General features: G+C 71.7%; 14 protein-coding genes. 8 read left to right on the forward strand and 6 right to left on the reverse strand.

The features are described from left to right. Positions 1-81 precede the first annotated feature (81 nt). On the reverse strand, positions 82-1,335 hold the full coding sequence (locus PCA76_RS17180; RefSeq protein WP_272611442.1) for a hypothetical protein: 1,254 nt from the start codon (positions 1,333-1,335) through the stop codon (positions 82-84). Between the two features lie 294 nt (positions 1,336-1,629). After that, on the reverse strand, positions 1,630-2,511 hold the full coding sequence (locus PCA76_RS17185; protein WP_272611443.1) for a DUF2726 domain-containing protein: 882 nt from the start codon (positions 2,509-2,511) through the stop codon (positions 1,630-1,632). Positions 2,512-2,754: 243 nt separating this feature from the next. Here PCA76_RS17185 and PCA76_RS17190 point away from each other — a divergent pair, with 243 nt between their 5' ends. The 3 genes from PCA76_RS17190 to PCA76_RS17200 all read left to right on the forward strand — a co-directional run bounded on the left by PCA76_RS17190 (position 2,755) and on the right by PCA76_RS17200 (position 5,232). Next, on the forward strand, positions 2,755-3,882 hold the full coding sequence (locus PCA76_RS17190; protein ID WP_272611444.1) for an Asp23/Gls24 family envelope stress response protein: 1,128 nt from the start codon (positions 2,755-2,757) through the stop codon (positions 3,880-3,882). Continuing rightward, entirely contained in the window at positions 3,879-4,439 is a 561-nt protein-coding gene (locus PCA76_RS17195; protein ID WP_272611445.1) for a hypothetical protein, read from the forward strand. The genes PCA76_RS17190 and PCA76_RS17195 overlap by 4 nt, the downstream gene beginning before the upstream one ends. A 67-nt stretch (positions 4,440-4,506) precedes the next feature. Further along, positions 4,507-5,232: a helical backbone metal receptor gene (locus tag PCA76_RS17200; RefSeq protein WP_272619443.1), complete on the forward strand. Its 726-nt coding sequence runs from the start codon at positions 4,507-4,509 to the stop codon at positions 5,230-5,232. A gap of 9 nt (positions 5,233-5,241) precedes the next feature. Here PCA76_RS17200 and PCA76_RS17205 read toward each other — a convergent pair whose 3' ends face one another. After that, complete coding sequence (locus PCA76_RS17205) at positions 5,242-6,198, reverse strand: TerC family protein (protein WP_442930133.1); 957 nt, start codon at positions 6,196-6,198, stop codon at positions 5,242-5,244. 154 nt (positions 6,199-6,352) lie between these two features. Continuing rightward, positions 6,353-7,042 carry a CBS domain-containing protein gene (locus tag PCA76_RS17210; RefSeq protein WP_272611447.1) on the reverse strand — a complete coding sequence of 230 codons (690 nt, stop codon included), beginning with the start codon at positions 7,040-7,042 and terminating at the stop codon, positions 6,353-6,355. 189 nt (positions 7,043-7,231) lie between these two features. On the opposite strand from PCA76_RS17210, the gene PCA76_RS17215 reads away from it, so the two are divergent. After that, positions 7,232-7,789 carry a hypothetical protein gene (locus tag PCA76_RS17215; RefSeq protein ID WP_272611448.1) on the forward strand — a complete coding sequence of 186 codons (558 nt, stop codon included), beginning with the start codon at positions 7,232-7,234 and terminating at the stop codon, positions 7,787-7,789. Positions 7,790-8,033: 244 nt separating this feature from the next. After that, entirely contained in the window at positions 8,034-8,426 is a 393-nt protein-coding gene (locus PCA76_RS17220; RefSeq protein WP_272611449.1) for an FKBP-type peptidyl-prolyl cis-trans isomerase, read from the forward strand. 130 nt (positions 8,427-8,556) lie between these two features. Here the strand turns inward: PCA76_RS17220 and PCA76_RS17225 are convergent, their stop codons facing one another. Beyond that, positions 8,557-8,943 carry an anti-sigma factor antagonist gene (locus PCA76_RS17225; protein ID WP_272611450.1) on the reverse strand — a complete coding sequence of 129 codons (387 nt, stop codon included), beginning with the start codon at positions 8,941-8,943 and terminating at the stop codon, positions 8,557-8,559. 305 nt (positions 8,944-9,248) lie between these two features. Between PCA76_RS17225 and PCA76_RS17230 the strand changes: the two genes are divergently transcribed. After that, entirely contained in the window at positions 9,249-10,265 is a 1,017-nt protein-coding gene (locus PCA76_RS17230; RefSeq protein WP_272611451.1) for an SMP-30/gluconolactonase/LRE family protein, read from the forward strand. Positions 10,266-10,368: 103 nt separating this feature from the next. On the opposite strand, the gene PCA76_RS17235 is transcribed toward PCA76_RS17230, so the two are convergent. Next, positions 10,369-11,619 (reverse strand): Ig-like domain-containing protein, encoded by a 1,251-nt coding sequence (locus PCA76_RS17235; RefSeq protein ID WP_442930267.1) that lies wholly within the window; start codon positions 11,617-11,619, stop codon positions 10,369-10,371. Positions 11,620-12,247: 628 nt separating this feature from the next. On the opposite strand from PCA76_RS17235, the gene PCA76_RS17240 reads away from it, so the two are divergent. After that, positions 12,248-13,204, forward strand: coding sequence for a sugar phosphate isomerase/epimerase family protein (locus PCA76_RS17240; protein WP_272611453.1), 957 nt, complete (start codon positions 12,248-12,250; stop codon positions 13,202-13,204). 22 nt (positions 13,205-13,226) lie between these two features. Then, positions 13,227-15,326 (forward strand): PQQ-dependent sugar dehydrogenase, encoded by a 2,100-nt coding sequence (locus tag PCA76_RS17245; RefSeq protein WP_272611454.1) that lies wholly within the window; start codon positions 13,227-13,229, stop codon positions 15,324-15,326. Positions 15,327-15,367 lie beyond the last annotated feature (41 nt).

Below are 15,367 nucleotides of genomic sequence, written 5' to 3' on the forward strand. Positions count from 1 at the left end.
TGTCCGGACACCGGAAACAACGCGGCGGCCGGTCACCCAGGGCTGTCGCCCCCGGTGACCGGCCGCCGCTGGCAGTTCCGGTCAGTTGACGGTGATACGCACCGAGTCGAATGCGGGAGTCTGGTTGGCCCGCTCCATCATCGGCAGACGGTGCGAACCGTCACCGGCCCAGACGGAGCACTGCGCGGTACCCGACTCCGGCAGACCCGGAATCTGAATCGTCACCTCGTCGGGCTGGGCACCACCGCGGCCGTCCTCGGTCGCGACGAAGAACGCGGGCACCTCCTGGGGCTCCGGCGGGGCGGTCAGGCTGTCCAGCATCCGGCAGGCGGTGTGGAAGTGGCCCCGGACCAGGCCCTGGTCGTTGAGCAGCGAGCTCTCCACGTAGTAGCCACCCTGACCGGCGGCCAGGAAGCGGTCGCGGATCAGGTTGCGGGTGCTGACCCGCAGGGTGAAGGCCTGGTTCTGGCCGACCTGCTGGGGGAACTGGGTGATCAGCAGCGACGGGTTGTTGGCGGCCGCGCCGACCTCACCGAACTCGGTGCTCACGCAGCGGTTGCCGATCTGGAAGCCGTCGTGCGGCTGGAGCCGGCTCTCGTCGCAGTCGTTGGCCAGCACGCCGAGTCCGGCGCCGGGGGCGGTGCCACCACCGTTGTTCCCGCCGTTGTTACCGCCGGGGGTGCTGCTGGGAGTGCTACCGCCACCGTTGTTGCCGCCCGTGTTATTGGTCGGCTGCACCTGGCACTCGGCGAGCTGCGCGAGACCCTGCGGCCGGGGACCAACACGGTCGATGGCGGTCGTGATCCGGGCCAGCACCGCGCGCCGCTTCGAGGCCAACGGCTGCAGGATCGCACTGCGGATGAACGCCTCGCCCTTGTTGCCCTCGGCGGCCAACCGGCGGTCCGCCTCGGCGATCTGGGACTGCAACTGGGCGAGGTTGCGGTCCACCTCGGCCCGCGCCTGCGCCGGCACCTGCGGCAGCTTGGCCGTCACGTCCGGACAGGCGATCGCCGTACCGGTGCCCACCGTGCCGTCCTTGCCGTCCTCGCACTCAGGGACCGACTGCTGCCCGTCACCCCAGTGATTACGCACCCACCGACCGTTCTGCCAGGTGCGGCTGGTCGAGCCGTCGCCAGTCGGCGCGGTCGCGCCCGGGCTCGGCTCAACGCACTGCCCAGCAGCCGGACGTGGCTTATTCGTCCGCCGGTCCTGGGCCGACGAAATCTGGGTCACGGCGACAACTCCGCCGAAGACCACGAGCGTGCCGACAACGGCCAGCAGACGCTTGCTCCGCGCGTTGCCGGATGACCGGCGCGCCCGTGTGGACCTGCGCATCGAATTGCTCTCCTTCTCGATCCGGTAGTGGATTCCTGCCCTCGGCGGACCGACGGATGTGAGAGGGCACGGCACGGCGGCGAGCACCGTGACCTACCCGGTAACGTGTCGATGGCCGACGATGCCCTTTCCGCACCGTCTCCCGCGTCCGGTCGACGCGGATGGGGAGATCCTGTTCATTCGCGCAGGAGTACGGGGCGGCGGCCGGGAAGGTTCAACCGGCGCACAGGAAATTGCCGCGACCCGACAAGAAGCCGGTGCGGAGCAGGAGTAAGCAGGTGGAACGGGCGTCGGTCAGTCGGCGCAGAGGTGGTCGAAGGCGAACCCGCCCACCAGTTCGTGGCGACGCCGACTCAGCGCGACGATCTGCGCGGTCAACTCGGCGCGCGGCAACAGTTCCCCGACGTCGTTCGCCCGCAGCCGCTCCCCGACGGCGACCGTGGCGAGATCCTCGGCCAGCCGAGCCGCGTCGACGCCGCACGAAAAGCGGTGCTCGGTCACCGAGACCCGCTCGATCAGGCACGCGTCGGGGCGCACCTGCACCCAGCTCCACCCCTGCGCCGGCCCGTCGGCCCAGCGCACGTGCAGCCCCCGCACGATCGGGTCCGCCACCCGCCCGGCCACGTACGCCTCGACCGCCGCCGCGCGGGTCAGCGCGCCGAGGTCGTTGACCGGCCCGGGGCGGCCGTCCGGCAGCCGACCGAGGATGTCCCGGAAACCCACCGGGGACGGCCCGTTCCCAGGGGCGGTCACCCCGGCACCGCCCTCGGCGTAGGCGCGCGCGTCGATGACGTACTCCACGAGGCGTCGGCCGTGCTCGGCCGCCCGCAGCGTCGGCGATCCGATCCGCAGCACGGGCAGGCCCACGGCCGCGCTCACCGCGTCCTTGAGTCGCTCGACGCGCTGCTCTGCCGAGCCGGCGGACGCGACCGGACCGATCTCCACGGCAACGATCGCCCGGCCGGTGTCGGCGGCGCAGACCACGAAGTCGAAGCTGGCGCGGCTGGCCGAACTCCACTGGCTGCCGGTGACACCGGGCGGGCGGCCCTGAACAAGGTCGCTGAGCCGGCGCGCCGGATAGACCCGATGACCGGCGCGGCTGAGCAGCGTGTCACGCCCGCCGTCACCGGCCACCGCCCGCAACCAGCTGCGGTCGTCGCTGCCGATGCTCGTCATCTGCCTGATCCATCCGCCGGTCGGTCGAGCCGGGCCGAGTCTAGGCGGTCGATCATGCTGCTCGCCTCGGCGGTGCGGCCAGCGCCACCCCGGCCGGCCGGACCCTCGGACCGCCACGGGCCGCGATCGGTGCCAGCACCCGACCAGCAACTGTGACCGGGATCACATCAGGGTCGTGTTCCAGAAGTCCCGGCGGGGTGTATCCAGCGGGGTCGCCGGTAGCGGACCGGCCGGGAGGCCAGCATGTCGCGACAGCAGTTCGGCGCCCTCGCCAGCAGCGGCCTGGGTGCTCGCCCGCGCCCGGATGACCCTCGCCGCGCCCGCCGACCCCGGCTGGTCGGTGATCCGACGATCCTCCGGCGCCCTCGCGCCGATCGAGCGGGGCGACACCACCGGCTCCCCCCGCGGCCCATCGCCACCCGTCCGTCCGCCCCAACCACCGGCCCCGCACCCAGCACCGGCACCCCGAGCACCGAGACCCGCGCCCGCATCGACTCGCACCGGCGCACCAAGGCGGTGGAGGACGTCGCGGTGGAGGACGTCGCGGTGGGGGACGTTGCGCGGATCGCGGCCGAAGCGGCCGGCCGTGTGCCCGGCGTATCCGACGCCCACCCGGCCACCGTCCGGCTGGGCGACCGGTCCGTGGGTCTCGACCTGCACCTCGTCACCACGTACGGGCACAGCGTGCCCGCCGTCGCCGAGGCCGTCCGGACGACGGTCACCGACCGGGTCGCCGCCGGCACCGGGCGCGCCGTGGCCGCGGTGACCGTCACGGTGGACGACCTGCTCGTCCCCGGGGCGGACGGCGCCGGGACAGGACGACCGGTCAGTCGGCCGGAGGCCGGCATGCGGACCGTCAACCGGGCCGCCTCGCTGTTGCTGTCCGTCGCCCTGCTCGCCGGCGGCGCGCTGCTGGCAGTGCAGGCGCTGCTGGTGACACTGGGTCGCCCGGCACCACTGCTCGCCCGCACCGGCTGGTACGACGCGCTGACCACCACCCGTTGGCACGACCCGGGCGTCCGGACCGGGGCCGGCGCGGCCGTGCTGCTGGGTCTGGTCATCCTGGCCGCCCAGCTGCGCCGCTGGACACCGGTCCGGCTGCGGATCGACGAGCGCGACGGCTGGTACCTGCACCGGCGGTGCGTGGAGCGCCGGCTGACCGACGCGGCCGGCACCGTGCCGGGCGTGCGTCGGGCCCGGGTGCGGGTCCGCCGGCGCGGCGACCAGTGGCGCCCCCGGGTGCGTGCCACCGGCGACCCGGCCGCCCGCGCCGAGGTCGAGTTCGCGGTGCACCAGGAGCTGCGTCAGCTCGCCTCGCCCCGGACCGGGCGGATCGAGATCCGGCTGCTGCCCCGCAGGCGGCCGGCATGACCGACGCCGCGCACCGACTGCTGTGGACCATCGTCGCGCTGCTACTGGTGGTGGGCGGAACGGCCGCGCTGGTGGTCAGCTTCGGCACGCTGCCCGGCGGCGACCCTGGCGCGGTACTGCTCGGCGCGGGACTGCTGGACGCGTGGCGGCTGGCCGCGCCGTGGAGCACCCTGGCCGCGGCGGTCGCCGGCGTGCTGACCGCCCTCGCCGGGCACCGCCTGCTCGACCGCGAGCTGCGCCGACCCGGCCGGGCACTACGCGGCATGCTGAGCCACCCCGGCATCCGCCCCGGCCGCACCCGACTGGCCACCGAGGTGCTCGTCCACGCACTCGAACGGGACCTGACCGGCGACCCCGGGGTGCGCGGCGCCCGAGTGGCGCTGACCGGCGCACCGCCTCGACCCGACGTGTGGATCCGGGTGGACCTGGCGGCCGACGCCCGGGCCGACGACGTACGCAAGCACGTCGACGCCGCGGTCCGCCGGTTCGCGACGACCGCCGGCTGCACACCGGCGCACCTCGACGTGACCGCCCGCATCGAGCCCGGCCGCCCCTGAACCGGACCGCCCCACCCCGGCGGGCATGATCGGTGCCGGGACGGGCGGCGGACGGGAGGTACGCGGGGTGCGGGTGGTGTCGCTGGTGCCATCACTGACCGAGGCGGTGGCGCTGACCCTGCCCACAGTGCTGGTCGGAGCCACTGACTGGTGCAGCCACCCGGCCGGGCTCGACGTCGCCCGGGTCGGCGGCAGCAAGTACCCCGACCTGGACCGGGTCCGCGCGCTGCGACCGGACCTGGTGCTGCTGAACGTGGAGGAGAACCGCCGAGCCGACGCGGAGGCGCTACGGGCAGCCGGTGTGCCGGTGCGGGTCACCTATCCGCGTACCGTCCCGGGCGCGCTGACCGAACTGGGCGACCTGCTCGCCGAGCTGGGCGCACCAGCGGAGCCGGCCTGGCTGCGGTCCGCCCGGCGCGCGTGGGCCGAGCCACCCCGGCTCGCGCCGCCCCGCCGGGCGGTGGTGGCGGTCTGGCGGCGGCCGTGGGTGGTGCTCGGCAGCGACACGTTCGCCGGCGACGTGCTGCGTCGGCTCGGCGTGGTCAACGCGTACGACGAGCACCCCGAGCGCTACCCCCGCCCAGCCCTTGACGAGTTGCGTGAACGGAAGCCCGAGCTGGTCGTGCTGCCCGACGAGCCGTACCGGTTCACCGCCGACGACGGGCCGGAGGCGTTCCCCGGCGTACCGTGCGCCCTGCTCTCCGGCCGGCACCTGACCTGGTACGGCCCCTCCCTGACCGAGGCGCCCGCGCTCCTGGCCGACCAACTGTCCCGGCCGGTGCTGGTCGACTGACCCGGCGTTTCAACCGGCCCGGGGGCGACGCGCGGCCAGGATGCTGGCGCCGATGGAGACCCCCAGGGTCAGCACCACCACCGCGAGGGTCAACCAGACCGGCAGCTTGCCCACCGGCGTCTCGGCGAGGATGAGCTTCACCCCCGCGAAGGCGAGCAGCAGCGCGAGTCCGTACCGCAGGTAGCCGAAGTGTCGCAACAGGCCGGCGAGGCAGAAGTAGAGGCTGCGCAGCCCCAGTACGGCGAACGCGGTGGCCGTCCAGACCAGAAAGGTGTTGGTGGTGATGGCGAGGATCGCCGCCACCGAGTCGATGGCGAAGACCACGTCGGTGGCCTCGATGGCGACGAGCGCCACCAGAAGCAGCGTCGCCACCCGTCGGTCGGCCACCCGGGCGGTGAACCGGCCGCCGTGGTACCGGGCGTCGGTGGGCACCAGCCGACGGAACAACCGGACCACCACGTTGCGTTCCGGGTCGACGTCCGGCTTCCCGCGTACGGCCAGCCGCCAGCCGGTCCAGATCAGGAAGGCGCCCAGCACGAACCCAGCCCAGGCGAGCCGGTCGAGCAACTCGGCGCCGGCGAAGATGAACAACAGCCGGAAGACGAGCGCCCCCACCACGCCCCAGAACAGCACCTTGTGCTGGTAACCCGGCGGCACCTGAAAGTAGCCGAAGAGCAGGGCGAAGACGAACACGTTGTCCACCGAGAGTGCCTTTTCCAGCAGGTAGCCGGAGAAGTACGCGATGGCCGGGTCGCCGCCGAGGCCCCACCAGACGACCAACCCGAACAGCAGGCCCGCGCCGATCCAGATGGCGCTCCACAACAGCGCCTCGCGGAGCTCGATGACGTGGTTGTCCCGGTGCAGGACCATATCCACGGCGAGCATCACGGCGATCACCACGGCGACCGCCGCCCAGGCCCACAACGGGACCGCGACCGTCGCCTCAGCCACCGACGACCTCCGCATCGACCACGGTGCACCGCCCGCCACCCCGCCAGCAGGCTGGCCGTTCCCGAGCCTAGGCGAACGGCCGACCCGACGTCGGTGGTCCGGCGAAGTCCCTCCCCGCACCGGAGCAGCGCTGCGGCGACGGGTGTTTCACTACGGCGGCAGGCCGCACTCAGGCGACCGGCATCACCTGACCCGGGTCGGAGACCGTGTCGTCAGCGTCGTAGGCGACCGCGTTGGTCACCCGCACGACGCCGCTGACCTGACCCGCGAGCCGGCCGGCGAGGTCGACCGCGGAGCGGCGGTCCAGCCGACCGGCCAGGGTCACGTCACCGTGGCGGACCTCGACCGTGACCAGCCCGTCCCGCACGGCGAGCACCCTGCGCAGCACCTCCTGCACCACGTCCGTACGGATCTCGGCGTCCGAGCGCAGGTGCACCCGCAGCAGGTCCCCACGACTGACGATGCCGACCAACCGGCCGAGGTCGTCCAGCACGGGCAGCCGTTTGACCTGCTCACTGTCCATCAGCCGGGCGGCAGCCGACAACGCCGCCTCCGGGTACGTGGTGACCGCCGGCGCGGTCATCAGGTCGCCAGCCAGCAGCGCCGCACTCTTGCTCCGGGCACCGCGCCGACGGCGGCTCTCGAAGACCCGTCGCTGCGCCGGCTCACCGGCGCGCTCGACCCGGTGCAGCAGGTCGGCCTCGGACACCACGCCCAGCACCCGACGGAACCCGTCGATCACCGGCACCGCGCTGACCCCGTGGCGCAGCAGCACGTCGACGATCTCCCGGTACGGGGTCTCGGCCACCACGGTCTCGACCTCCCGGGTCATCACGTCACCCACCTGCCAGGTCCTCATCACGGCCTCCCTCTCGTCGTCCACCTCGGACGTTACGACCGGACGCCTTACCTCGTCAGAGGCGCCGGACCGGACGGGAGGGGGTCCAACGGCCCGGGCCGTTGCGGTCTGTCGGCCCTGCCCCCGACGGCGCCGTGGGCGTCCACTGGAGATGCCACCGGGAAGCGCGGTGCGAAGCTGAGAAGGGACGTGGAGACCATGACCGCGACGATCGAGCAGGTCACCGCCGAGAACACCGCTCCGAGGGCCGGCACCGCTCGGGAGCGGGCCGTCCGGTACATCCTGGCCGGCACCCGAATGGCGCTCGGCTGGATCTTCCTCTGGGCTTTCATCGACAAGATGTTCGGCTTCGGGATGGCCACCGAGTCGAAGAGCGCCTGGATCAACGGGGGTAGCCCCACCAAGGGCTTCCTGACCTTCGGAGTGGCGGGTCCGTTCAAGGACGTCTACACCGGGATCGCCGGGGCCGCCTGGGCGGACTGGCTCTTCATGGCCGGCCTGGCCGGGATCGGTGTCGCCCTGCTGCTCGGCATCGGCATGCGGGTCGCGGCCGTGGCCGGTGGGCTGCTGCTGGTCCTGATGTGGACCGCCGTCCTGCCTCCGGAGAACAACCCCTTCATGGACGACCACCTGATCTACGCCGCGGTGCTGGCGGTCCTGGCGCTGCTCAACGCCGGCGACACCTGGGGCCTCGGCCGGGTGTGGGCGAAGCTGCCGATCGTCCGGCGGACGCCCTGGCTGCGATGAACCACCACGCGCCACTCGCTTGGCGGGCGTCACCAACACCGGTGACGCCCGCCAACCCGTGCGCCGATCTTGCACTTACTGCCCTGACGAAAGGTGCGAGTCGAGGCACACCGGCGACCGAAAGTGCAAGATCGACGTGTGGGGTGACGGGGGCAGTGGCGGGTCCGCCGTGTATTGGTCAGGGGTGATCCGGCAGGATCGACGGTGACCGGACACATCACCCAACACGGCAGGAGATCCCCGCATGAACCAGGCAGCAGGCGCCCGATCGGGCAAGCCCGAGGTGGGTCCGATCGAGGGAGCACCGCCGGCCGACCTCGTGATCGAGGACATCACCGTGGGCGACGGCCCGCAGGCCGAGCCGGGCCAACTGGCCAGCGTGCACTACGTCGGCGTGTCGCACTCCACCGGCGGCGAGTTCGACTCGTCCTGGAACCGGGGCGAGGCGTTCGAGTTCCCGCTCGGCGGCGGTCAGGTCATCGCCGGCTGGGACCAGGGAGTTGTCGGCATGCGTGTCGGCGGCCGGCGCCGCCTCACCATCCCGCCGCACCTGGGGTATGGCGACCGTGGCGCCAGCGGAGTCATCAAGCCGGGCGAGACGCTGATCTTCGTCGTCGACCTGCTCGGCGTGAGCTGACCGATTCTGGGGGGTCGCCGGCCCACGTCGGCGGCCCCGCACCACGCCCACGCAACACGGCCCGAGAAGACCGGCGCTGGCCCGCGTCAGCGAGCTCGGGTTGGGTCGGGTCGAGGGCTCTGGGGTCAGCTCAGGCGACGAGCTGCAGGTGTGCGGTGGTGGTCACCGGGCGACGAGCGGCCTCGACCACCCGGGCCGGCTCCAGAATCGGCATCACCCGGTGCAGGCCGGTAGCGCGCAGCACCCGCGCCACCACCGGGCTCGGGTCGACCAGGACCAGTTCGCCACCGCGGGCCCGGACGCGCAGATGCGCGGCGAGCAACGCGCGGACACCGGTGGCGGAGAGCAGCCGCAGCTCGGACAGCTCCAGCTGGAGCACCGGGCGAGCCGGCGCGGACCACAGCGCGGACCGGAACGCGGCCACGGTGGCGATGTCGACCTCGCCGGCCACCCGCACGAGGACCACCCGGTCACCCACGCTCACCTGCACGTCGAGCCGGTCGCTGCACTCTTCCATGCCCTGAAATCTAGCCGCCACCACCGACACTTTCGCCCCTCCACGGAGTGATTCCGGGTACGCCCAGGGTCATACCCCGAGGTGCGCCTCATCCCTCTAGGGGTGGAGGTCAGGGGCACCGGCCGCACGGACCACGGACCACCGACCCGCGCGTTCGGACGGTGATCCACTCCGGATCACCGATGTCGGGGTGTCCGGGTCAGCGGGACGCCCCGACATCACCGATACCGTGATGATCACGCCGTCGGCGCGCCGTGCGAGCGTTGATTCGGAGACGGCCGGCACCGGCGGTGGAGAATAGGCCGATGCTGATCCCTCGGCCTCGCCCGCCCCGGCTGATCCGTCCCGTCCGCGAGCCGGCAACCGTTCCTCCGGCGCTGGCCGGGGCATGGGCTCCCACCGACCGGCGGCTCGACCGAGCAGAGTTGCTGCCCCTCCCCGAGGGTGCCGTCGGGCCGGAGGACGTGCTGGTCGACGGTGCCGGCCGGGTGATCAGTGGTGACGAGGGCGGTCGGCTCTGGTGGTGGCCGGTCGACGCGCCGGCCGGCACCCGACCCCGGCTGCTGGCCGAGACCGGTGGCCGGCCGCTCGGCATCGAGTTGGACCCGTCCGGCGAGGCTCTGGTGGTCTGCGACGCGTACCGCGGGTTGCTGCGGGTCACACCCGACGGCACGGTACGCGAACTGACCGGGACGGCGCCCCCGGTGCACCTGGCCAACAACGCCACGGTGGGCCGCGACGGCACCATCTACTTCACGGACAGCTCCGACCGGTTTCCGGTCTCACACTGGAAGCGGGACCTGCTGGAGCACCGCCCCAACGGCCGGGTGCTGGCCCACCATCCGGGCAACGGCCGCACCGAGGTGGTGGCCGACGGGTTGTACTTCCCCAACGGGATTGCGCTGACCCCGGACGAATCAGCGCTCATGCTCGTGGAGACCAGCACCCACCGCCTGCTCCGCGTCGAGCTGAGCGGTGGTGTCCGGGTTCTCGCCGACCTGCCCGCGTACCCGGACAATCTCGCCGCCGTGGGCGACGGGACGTACTGGATCGCTCTGCCCAGCCCACGGGTGCCGATCGCCGAGCGGCTGCTGCCGCACCCGCGACTACGCCAGATCGCCGCGTTGCTGCCCGACGCGATGCAGCCGCAGCCACGCCGCTACGGCCTGGTCGCGCTGGTCGACGGCACGGGCGCGGTCCGCCGGACGCTGCACGGCCCGAACGGGCACTACTGGATGATCACTGGAGTACGCCAGCACGGCGATCACCTCTGGTTGGGCAGCCTGATCGGCGCTGGTGTGGCCCGCGTACCCCTGGATTGAGCGCGTCGAGTCGCACCCGCGCCAAACGATCATCGAGCTGGCGTGACGTCGGGGCCGGTCCGCCGCAGTGGCGGGCCGGCCCCGAATGTCCGGCGGCGGTGTGTCAGCGACCGCTGACGGAAGGCGCCGGGGCGGGCGACCCACCGGCCACCGCGCCGGGGTGCGCCGGGGCGACCGGCGCCGGCTTGAGCCCGGGTGGCACCGGCAGGGCGCTGCCCCGGGTGAACTCGTCCCAGCTCACATTCCACGCGGTCCAGCCGTTGCCCGGCTGCAACTCCACCTCGGTGCCCTTGACGGTGACCAGGTCACCGACCTGCGTCACCCCCATCAGCCAGTCCGCCGCGGTGGCGGAGACGTTCGCGCAGCCGTGCGACACGTTGGTGTTGCCCTGCTCCCCCTCCGACCACGGGGCCGAGTGGATGAACTCGCCGCCCCAGGTGTAGCGCTGGGCATCATCGACGTCGACCACGTAGCCACCGTTCGGCTCACCCCGGGTGTCGAAGGTGGTCCGCTCGTGCTTCTCCATGATCACCATTTTGCCGCTGGAACTCGGCGTGCTCGACTTGCCCAGGCTGACCGGGATCCGGCGGATCTGCTTGCCGTCGCGCAGCACCGTCATCTGCTTGGTGGCGTTGTCGATCTCCAGCGCGAGTTGTCGTCCGATCTTGGAGGTAGCGGTCCGCTCGGCGTCGCCGATCCGGTCCTTGCCGATCGGCAGACCCTCCAGACCGGCCCGGACGCTGATGGTGGTCCCCGGCTTCCAGAAATCGGGCGCTCGGTAATAGACCTGACTTCCGTCCTCGAGCCACGACCAGGTGCCCGGCTGCGGCGGATTCGTCTTCACGAACAACCGCCGCTGAACATCCGCTCTGGCCTCTTTTGGAATTGCCGGGTCGAACGCGACGGTTACCGGCATCGCTGTGCCGTACGTCCGATTGCCGACGAAATAGAGAGTGCTGGTGATCTGCGGTTTGGTCGATTTGGCCATCGTGGTGAACGTGGTGGTGCGAGTGGTGGTGGCACCCGAGTCACCGGTCGCGGTCACCTCGGCGGTGTACGTCCGTCGCGGTTGCAGCGGCCCGCTCGGCACCCACCCCGAGCCGTCCTCGCGCGGCTCGGCGTTGACCTGCTTTCCCTTGTCGTCCGTGAGGCGCACACCGGTGACCCGTCCACCCTTGACCACGGTGCCCACCTCGGCGCTGACCGGGACGTCCCGGGCCTTGTCCCCCGGTGTCACGGCGAGTTCCGGTGGAGCGTGGTGGGCCTTGGCCGCACCAGCACCCGAATCCCGGTCGGCGGTGCACCCTCCCAGGACGAGCGGTGCGGCTGCGATGGTTACCGCCAACAGCGTCAATCGCCGCCTAGACGTCATGTTCAGTCCCCCCGTTTTCGACTTCCCTCTGCCACATTCTCGCCTCCTCGACAGGGGCGTCCACGGCATTCGGAAATAATCGGTGGCGCATTTATCGACGCAATTTCCGACAATGTTCCACTTGGCGGAACAGGGGTTCAAGAGACCCCTGTCAGGTCCTTTGCTCTGCTTCAGCGGAGGCGACACCGGCTGTCCGGATAGCGGACGTCTGGTGTTGCCTGGGGTGAAGCAGAGCAAAGGAGGCGGTGTGGGAGGTCGCCCCGCCCCGGGACCGGGCCCGCAGGTTGAAGGTCACCCCGGTTGGCGCACGTCGGGGGCGGACTTTTGTCAGCTGAAGCGAAACTTTTGCCGAACGCGACGAAGCTTTGCCTTCGTCCGAAGGCAAGGGTAGGGTCACGATCCAGATAGAGGGTTGCCCATTCGTCGATCAGCTAGCCGCCACCCCTACCGGGTCGCCGCGTTCCGCCCCCGATGGGTCTGGGCCGCACCCGCGCGCCGCCCCTCACCGTCCAGCCGGAGCCCGCCTCCGGCCGGTTCGGCGCGCCTGGGCGACGGCAGCCAGGTCGACCGCCGCCGACGGCATGCCAGCCGTCAGGAAGGGACCACCACCATGGATCAACAGATCAACCGACCGGAGCCGACACTGGCGTCCGAGCCGGTCAGCCGGCGCGGAGTGCTGCGCGCCGCGACCGTCTCCGCCGCTGCCGTCGGCGCAGCCGGCCTGCTCGCCAGCCCCGCCACCGCCGCGCCCGCAGGACAGTCCCAGGGCCGGCGACGGGTGCCGGTGGACCGGATCAGCATCCAGCTCTACACGCTGCGCGACCAGCTCGCCGCAGACCTGCCCGGCACTCTGGACGCGCTGCGCCGGATCGGCTACCGGCGGGTTGAGCACGCCGGCTTCGTCGGACGCACCGCCGCGCAGTTCCGGGCCGCGCTCGACGAGGCCGGACTCCGCGCCACCTCCGGGCACACCGGCATCCCGCAGCCCTTCGACGCGGCCACCTGGGAGCGTGCCCTCGCCGACGCGAACGTCGTCGGCTCCAAGAAGATCGTCCACCCGTACTTCGGTCGGGACGCCAGCGGCCAGCCGATCCGGGACCCCGCCGTCTACCGGGCCCTGGCCCGGGACCTGAACCGCGCCGGTCGGCTCGCCGAACGCGCGGGGCTCGACTTCGGCTACCACAACCACCAACTCGAGTTCGTGCCGCTGACCGGCGGCTCGACCGGGTTCGACATCCTCACCGCGCAGACCGATCCCCGGCTGGTCCACTTCGAGCTCGACCTCTACTGGACCTGGCGAGGCGCACACGACCCGGTCGACGTGATCCGGGCCAACCGCGGTCGGATCCGTCAGGTGCACGTCAAGGACCTCGACGTCGAGGGCGGTTTCGCCGACCTCGGCGACGGAGTCATCGACTTCGGCCGGATCTTCGCCCACGAGCGGGAGGCCGGCATCGAGGAGTACATCGTGGAGCGCGACGACGCCGGCACCTCGCCACGCTCCCCCGCCGACGCCCTGGACACCGCTCGGGTCGGCTTCGACTATCTCGCTTCACTTCGGTACTGAAACCATCTCGGGGGACAACCTGATGAACAGGACCGCATTCGCGTCCGCTCTGCTGCTGGTAACGGCCGGCCTGGCCGTACCACCGTCAGCCGCGGCCGCCGCGCCGGCCGCGCCGCCGGACAGCAGCTTCCAGAAAGTGACACTGAACGACTTCCCCGGCGAGCCGATGAGCCTCGCCGTCCTGCCCGACCTGCGGGTGCTGCACACCTCCCGCACCGGCGAGGTCCGCATCCACGACCCGCGCACCGGGCTGAACACCCTCGCTGCCGACATCCCGGTGTACGAGCACGACGAGGAGGGGCTGCAGGGGGTCGCCATCGACCCGAACTTCGCCCAGAACAAGTGGGTCTACCTCTACTACTCGCCGCCGATGGACACGCCGGTGGACGACCCGGCAACCCCCGACGTCAACGAGGGGGACGCGCCGCTGGTCGGCACCGAGGCGGACTGGCAGCGGTTCCGGGGCGCGCTGCGGCTGTCCCGGTTCAAGCTGGACGGGATGAAGCTGAACCTCGGCACCGAGCAGCAGATCATCGACGTGCCCACCGACCGGGGCATCTGCTGCCACGTCGGCGGCCAGATCGACTTCGACAGCAAGGGCAACCTGTACCTGTCGACCGGTGACGACTCCAACCCGTTCTTCTCCGACGGCTACATCCCGATCGACGAGCGGGCCGACCGGCACCCGGCGTTCGACGCCCAGCGCACCTCGGCCAACACCAACGACCTGCGCGGCAAGCTGCTGCGCATCCGGGTGAAGCCCGGTGGGGGTTACACGGTGCCGGCCGGCAACCTGTTCAAGCCGGGGGCAGCGCAGACCCGCCCGGAGATCTACGCGATGGGGCTGCGCAACGCGTTCCGGTTCGCCGTCGACCGTCGTACCGACAACGTGTACCTCGGCGACTACTCCCCGGACGCCTCCAACTCGAACCCCGAGCGCGGGCCGGCTGGACACGGCCGGTGGATGCTGGTCGACAAGCCCGCGAACTACGGCTGGCCGTACTGCGTGACGCCGACGCTCGCCTACCGTGACTACGACTTCGCCACCGGTGAGTCCGGTCCCACGTTCAACTGCAAGCGCCCGGTCAACGACTCACCCCGTAACACCGGCAAGCGGCAACTGCCGCCGGTCGAGCAGCCGCAGGTCTGGTACCCGTCCGCCGCGTCCGGCGAGTTCCCGCAACTGGGCACCGGCGGCATCGGCCCGATGGGCGGCCCGGCGTACGACTACGACGGGACCAGCACGTCGCGGACCCGGTGGCCGGCCTACTACGACGGCGTGCCGCTGTTCTACGAGTGGACGCGGGACTACATCAAGGAGTTCCGTCTCGACGAGGACGGCGACGTGCAGGACATCCGGCCGGTGGTGCCATCCCTGGTGGTGGACAACCCGATGGACATGGAGTTCGGCCCGGACGGCGCGCTCTACGTGCTGGAGTACGGCGACGGCTACTTCGCCGAGAACCCGGACGCCCAGCTGTCCCGGTTCGACTTCGTCCGGGGCAACCGGACGCCGATCCCGAAGATCAGCGGCACCCCGACCGTCGGGCGGGCCCCGCTGACCGTCGCGTTCTCCAGCGCCGGCACCACCGACCCGGACGGTGACAAGCTGAGCTACGCGTGGGACTTCAACGCGGACGGCTCGGTGGACAGCACCGACGCCAACCCGACCTGGACGTTCCAGGAGAACGGCTCGTACACCCCGACGCTGAAGGTGACCGACCGCACCGGACGGTCCGCCTCGGCGACCCTGCCGCTGGTGGTCGGGCCGACCGCGCCGATCGTCGAGTTCGTCGCACCGGTGGCCGGGCAGCCCTTCCAGTTCGGGCAGACGGTCGCGTACGAGGTGAAGGTCACCGACGATCTGCCGGTGGACTGCTCCCGGGTGAAGGTCACCTACGTGCTGGGGCACGACGAGCACGGACACCCGCTCTCCACGGCGACGGGGTGCTCGGGAACGATCACCACCTTCGTGGACGGCGGGCACAGCGGCGCGGACAACCTCACCGCGGTCTTCGTCGCCGAGTACACCGATGCGCCGACCGAGCCGGGCGTACCGGCGCAGTCCGGTACGGCCACGGTGGTGCTGGACCCGAACCTGGTGGCCGGTCTGGCCGGCTGACCAGCTCACCATGACAGCGGCGGCGGCCGGATCACTCCGGC

This window comes from Micromonospora sp. LH3U1 (assembly GCF_028475105.1).
Classification (GTDB): Bacteria; Actinomycetota; Actinomycetes; order Mycobacteriales; family Micromonosporaceae; genus Micromonospora.

Excerpts from the sequence above, each read along its gene's own strand:
- PCA76_RS17180 (WP_272611442.1), bottom strand. The coding sequence starts at position 1,335 with ATGCGCAGGTCCACACGGGCGCGCCGGTCATCCGGCAACGCGCGGAGC.
- PCA76_RS17185 (WP_272611443.1), bottom strand. The coding sequence starts at position 2,511 with ATGACGAGCATCGGCAGCGACGACCGCAGCTGGTTGCGGGCGGTGGCC.
- PCA76_RS17190 (WP_272611444.1), top strand. The coding sequence starts at position 2,755 with ATGTCGCGACAGCAGTTCGGCGCCCTCGCCAGCAGCGGCCTGGGTGCT.
- PCA76_RS17195 (WP_272611445.1), top strand. The coding sequence starts at position 3,879 with ATGACCGACGCCGCGCACCGACTGCTGTGGACCATCGTCGCGCTGCTA.
- PCA76_RS17205 (WP_442930133.1), bottom strand. The coding sequence starts at position 6,198 with ATGCGGAGGTCGTCGGTGGCTGAGGCGACGGTCGCGGTCCCGTTGTGG.
- PCA76_RS17210 (WP_272611447.1), bottom strand. The coding sequence starts at position 7,042 with ATGAGGACCTGGCAGGTGGGTGACGTGATGACCCGGGAGGTCGAGACC.
- PCA76_RS17220 (WP_272611449.1), top strand. The coding sequence starts at position 8,034 with ATGAACCAGGCAGCAGGCGCCCGATCGGGCAAGCCCGAGGTGGGTCCG.
- PCA76_RS17225 (WP_272611450.1), bottom strand. The coding sequence starts at position 8,943 with ATGGAAGAGTGCAGCGACCGGCTCGACGTGCAGGTGAGCGTGGGTGAC.
- PCA76_RS17230 (WP_272611451.1), top strand. The coding sequence starts at position 9,249 with ATGCTGATCCCTCGGCCTCGCCCGCCCCGGCTGATCCGTCCCGTCCGC.
- PCA76_RS17240 (WP_272611453.1), top strand. The coding sequence starts at position 12,248 with ATGGATCAACAGATCAACCGACCGGAGCCGACACTGGCGTCCGAGCCG.
- PCA76_RS17245 (WP_272611454.1), top strand. The coding sequence starts at position 13,227 with ATGAACAGGACCGCATTCGCGTCCGCTCTGCTGCTGGTAACGGCCGGC.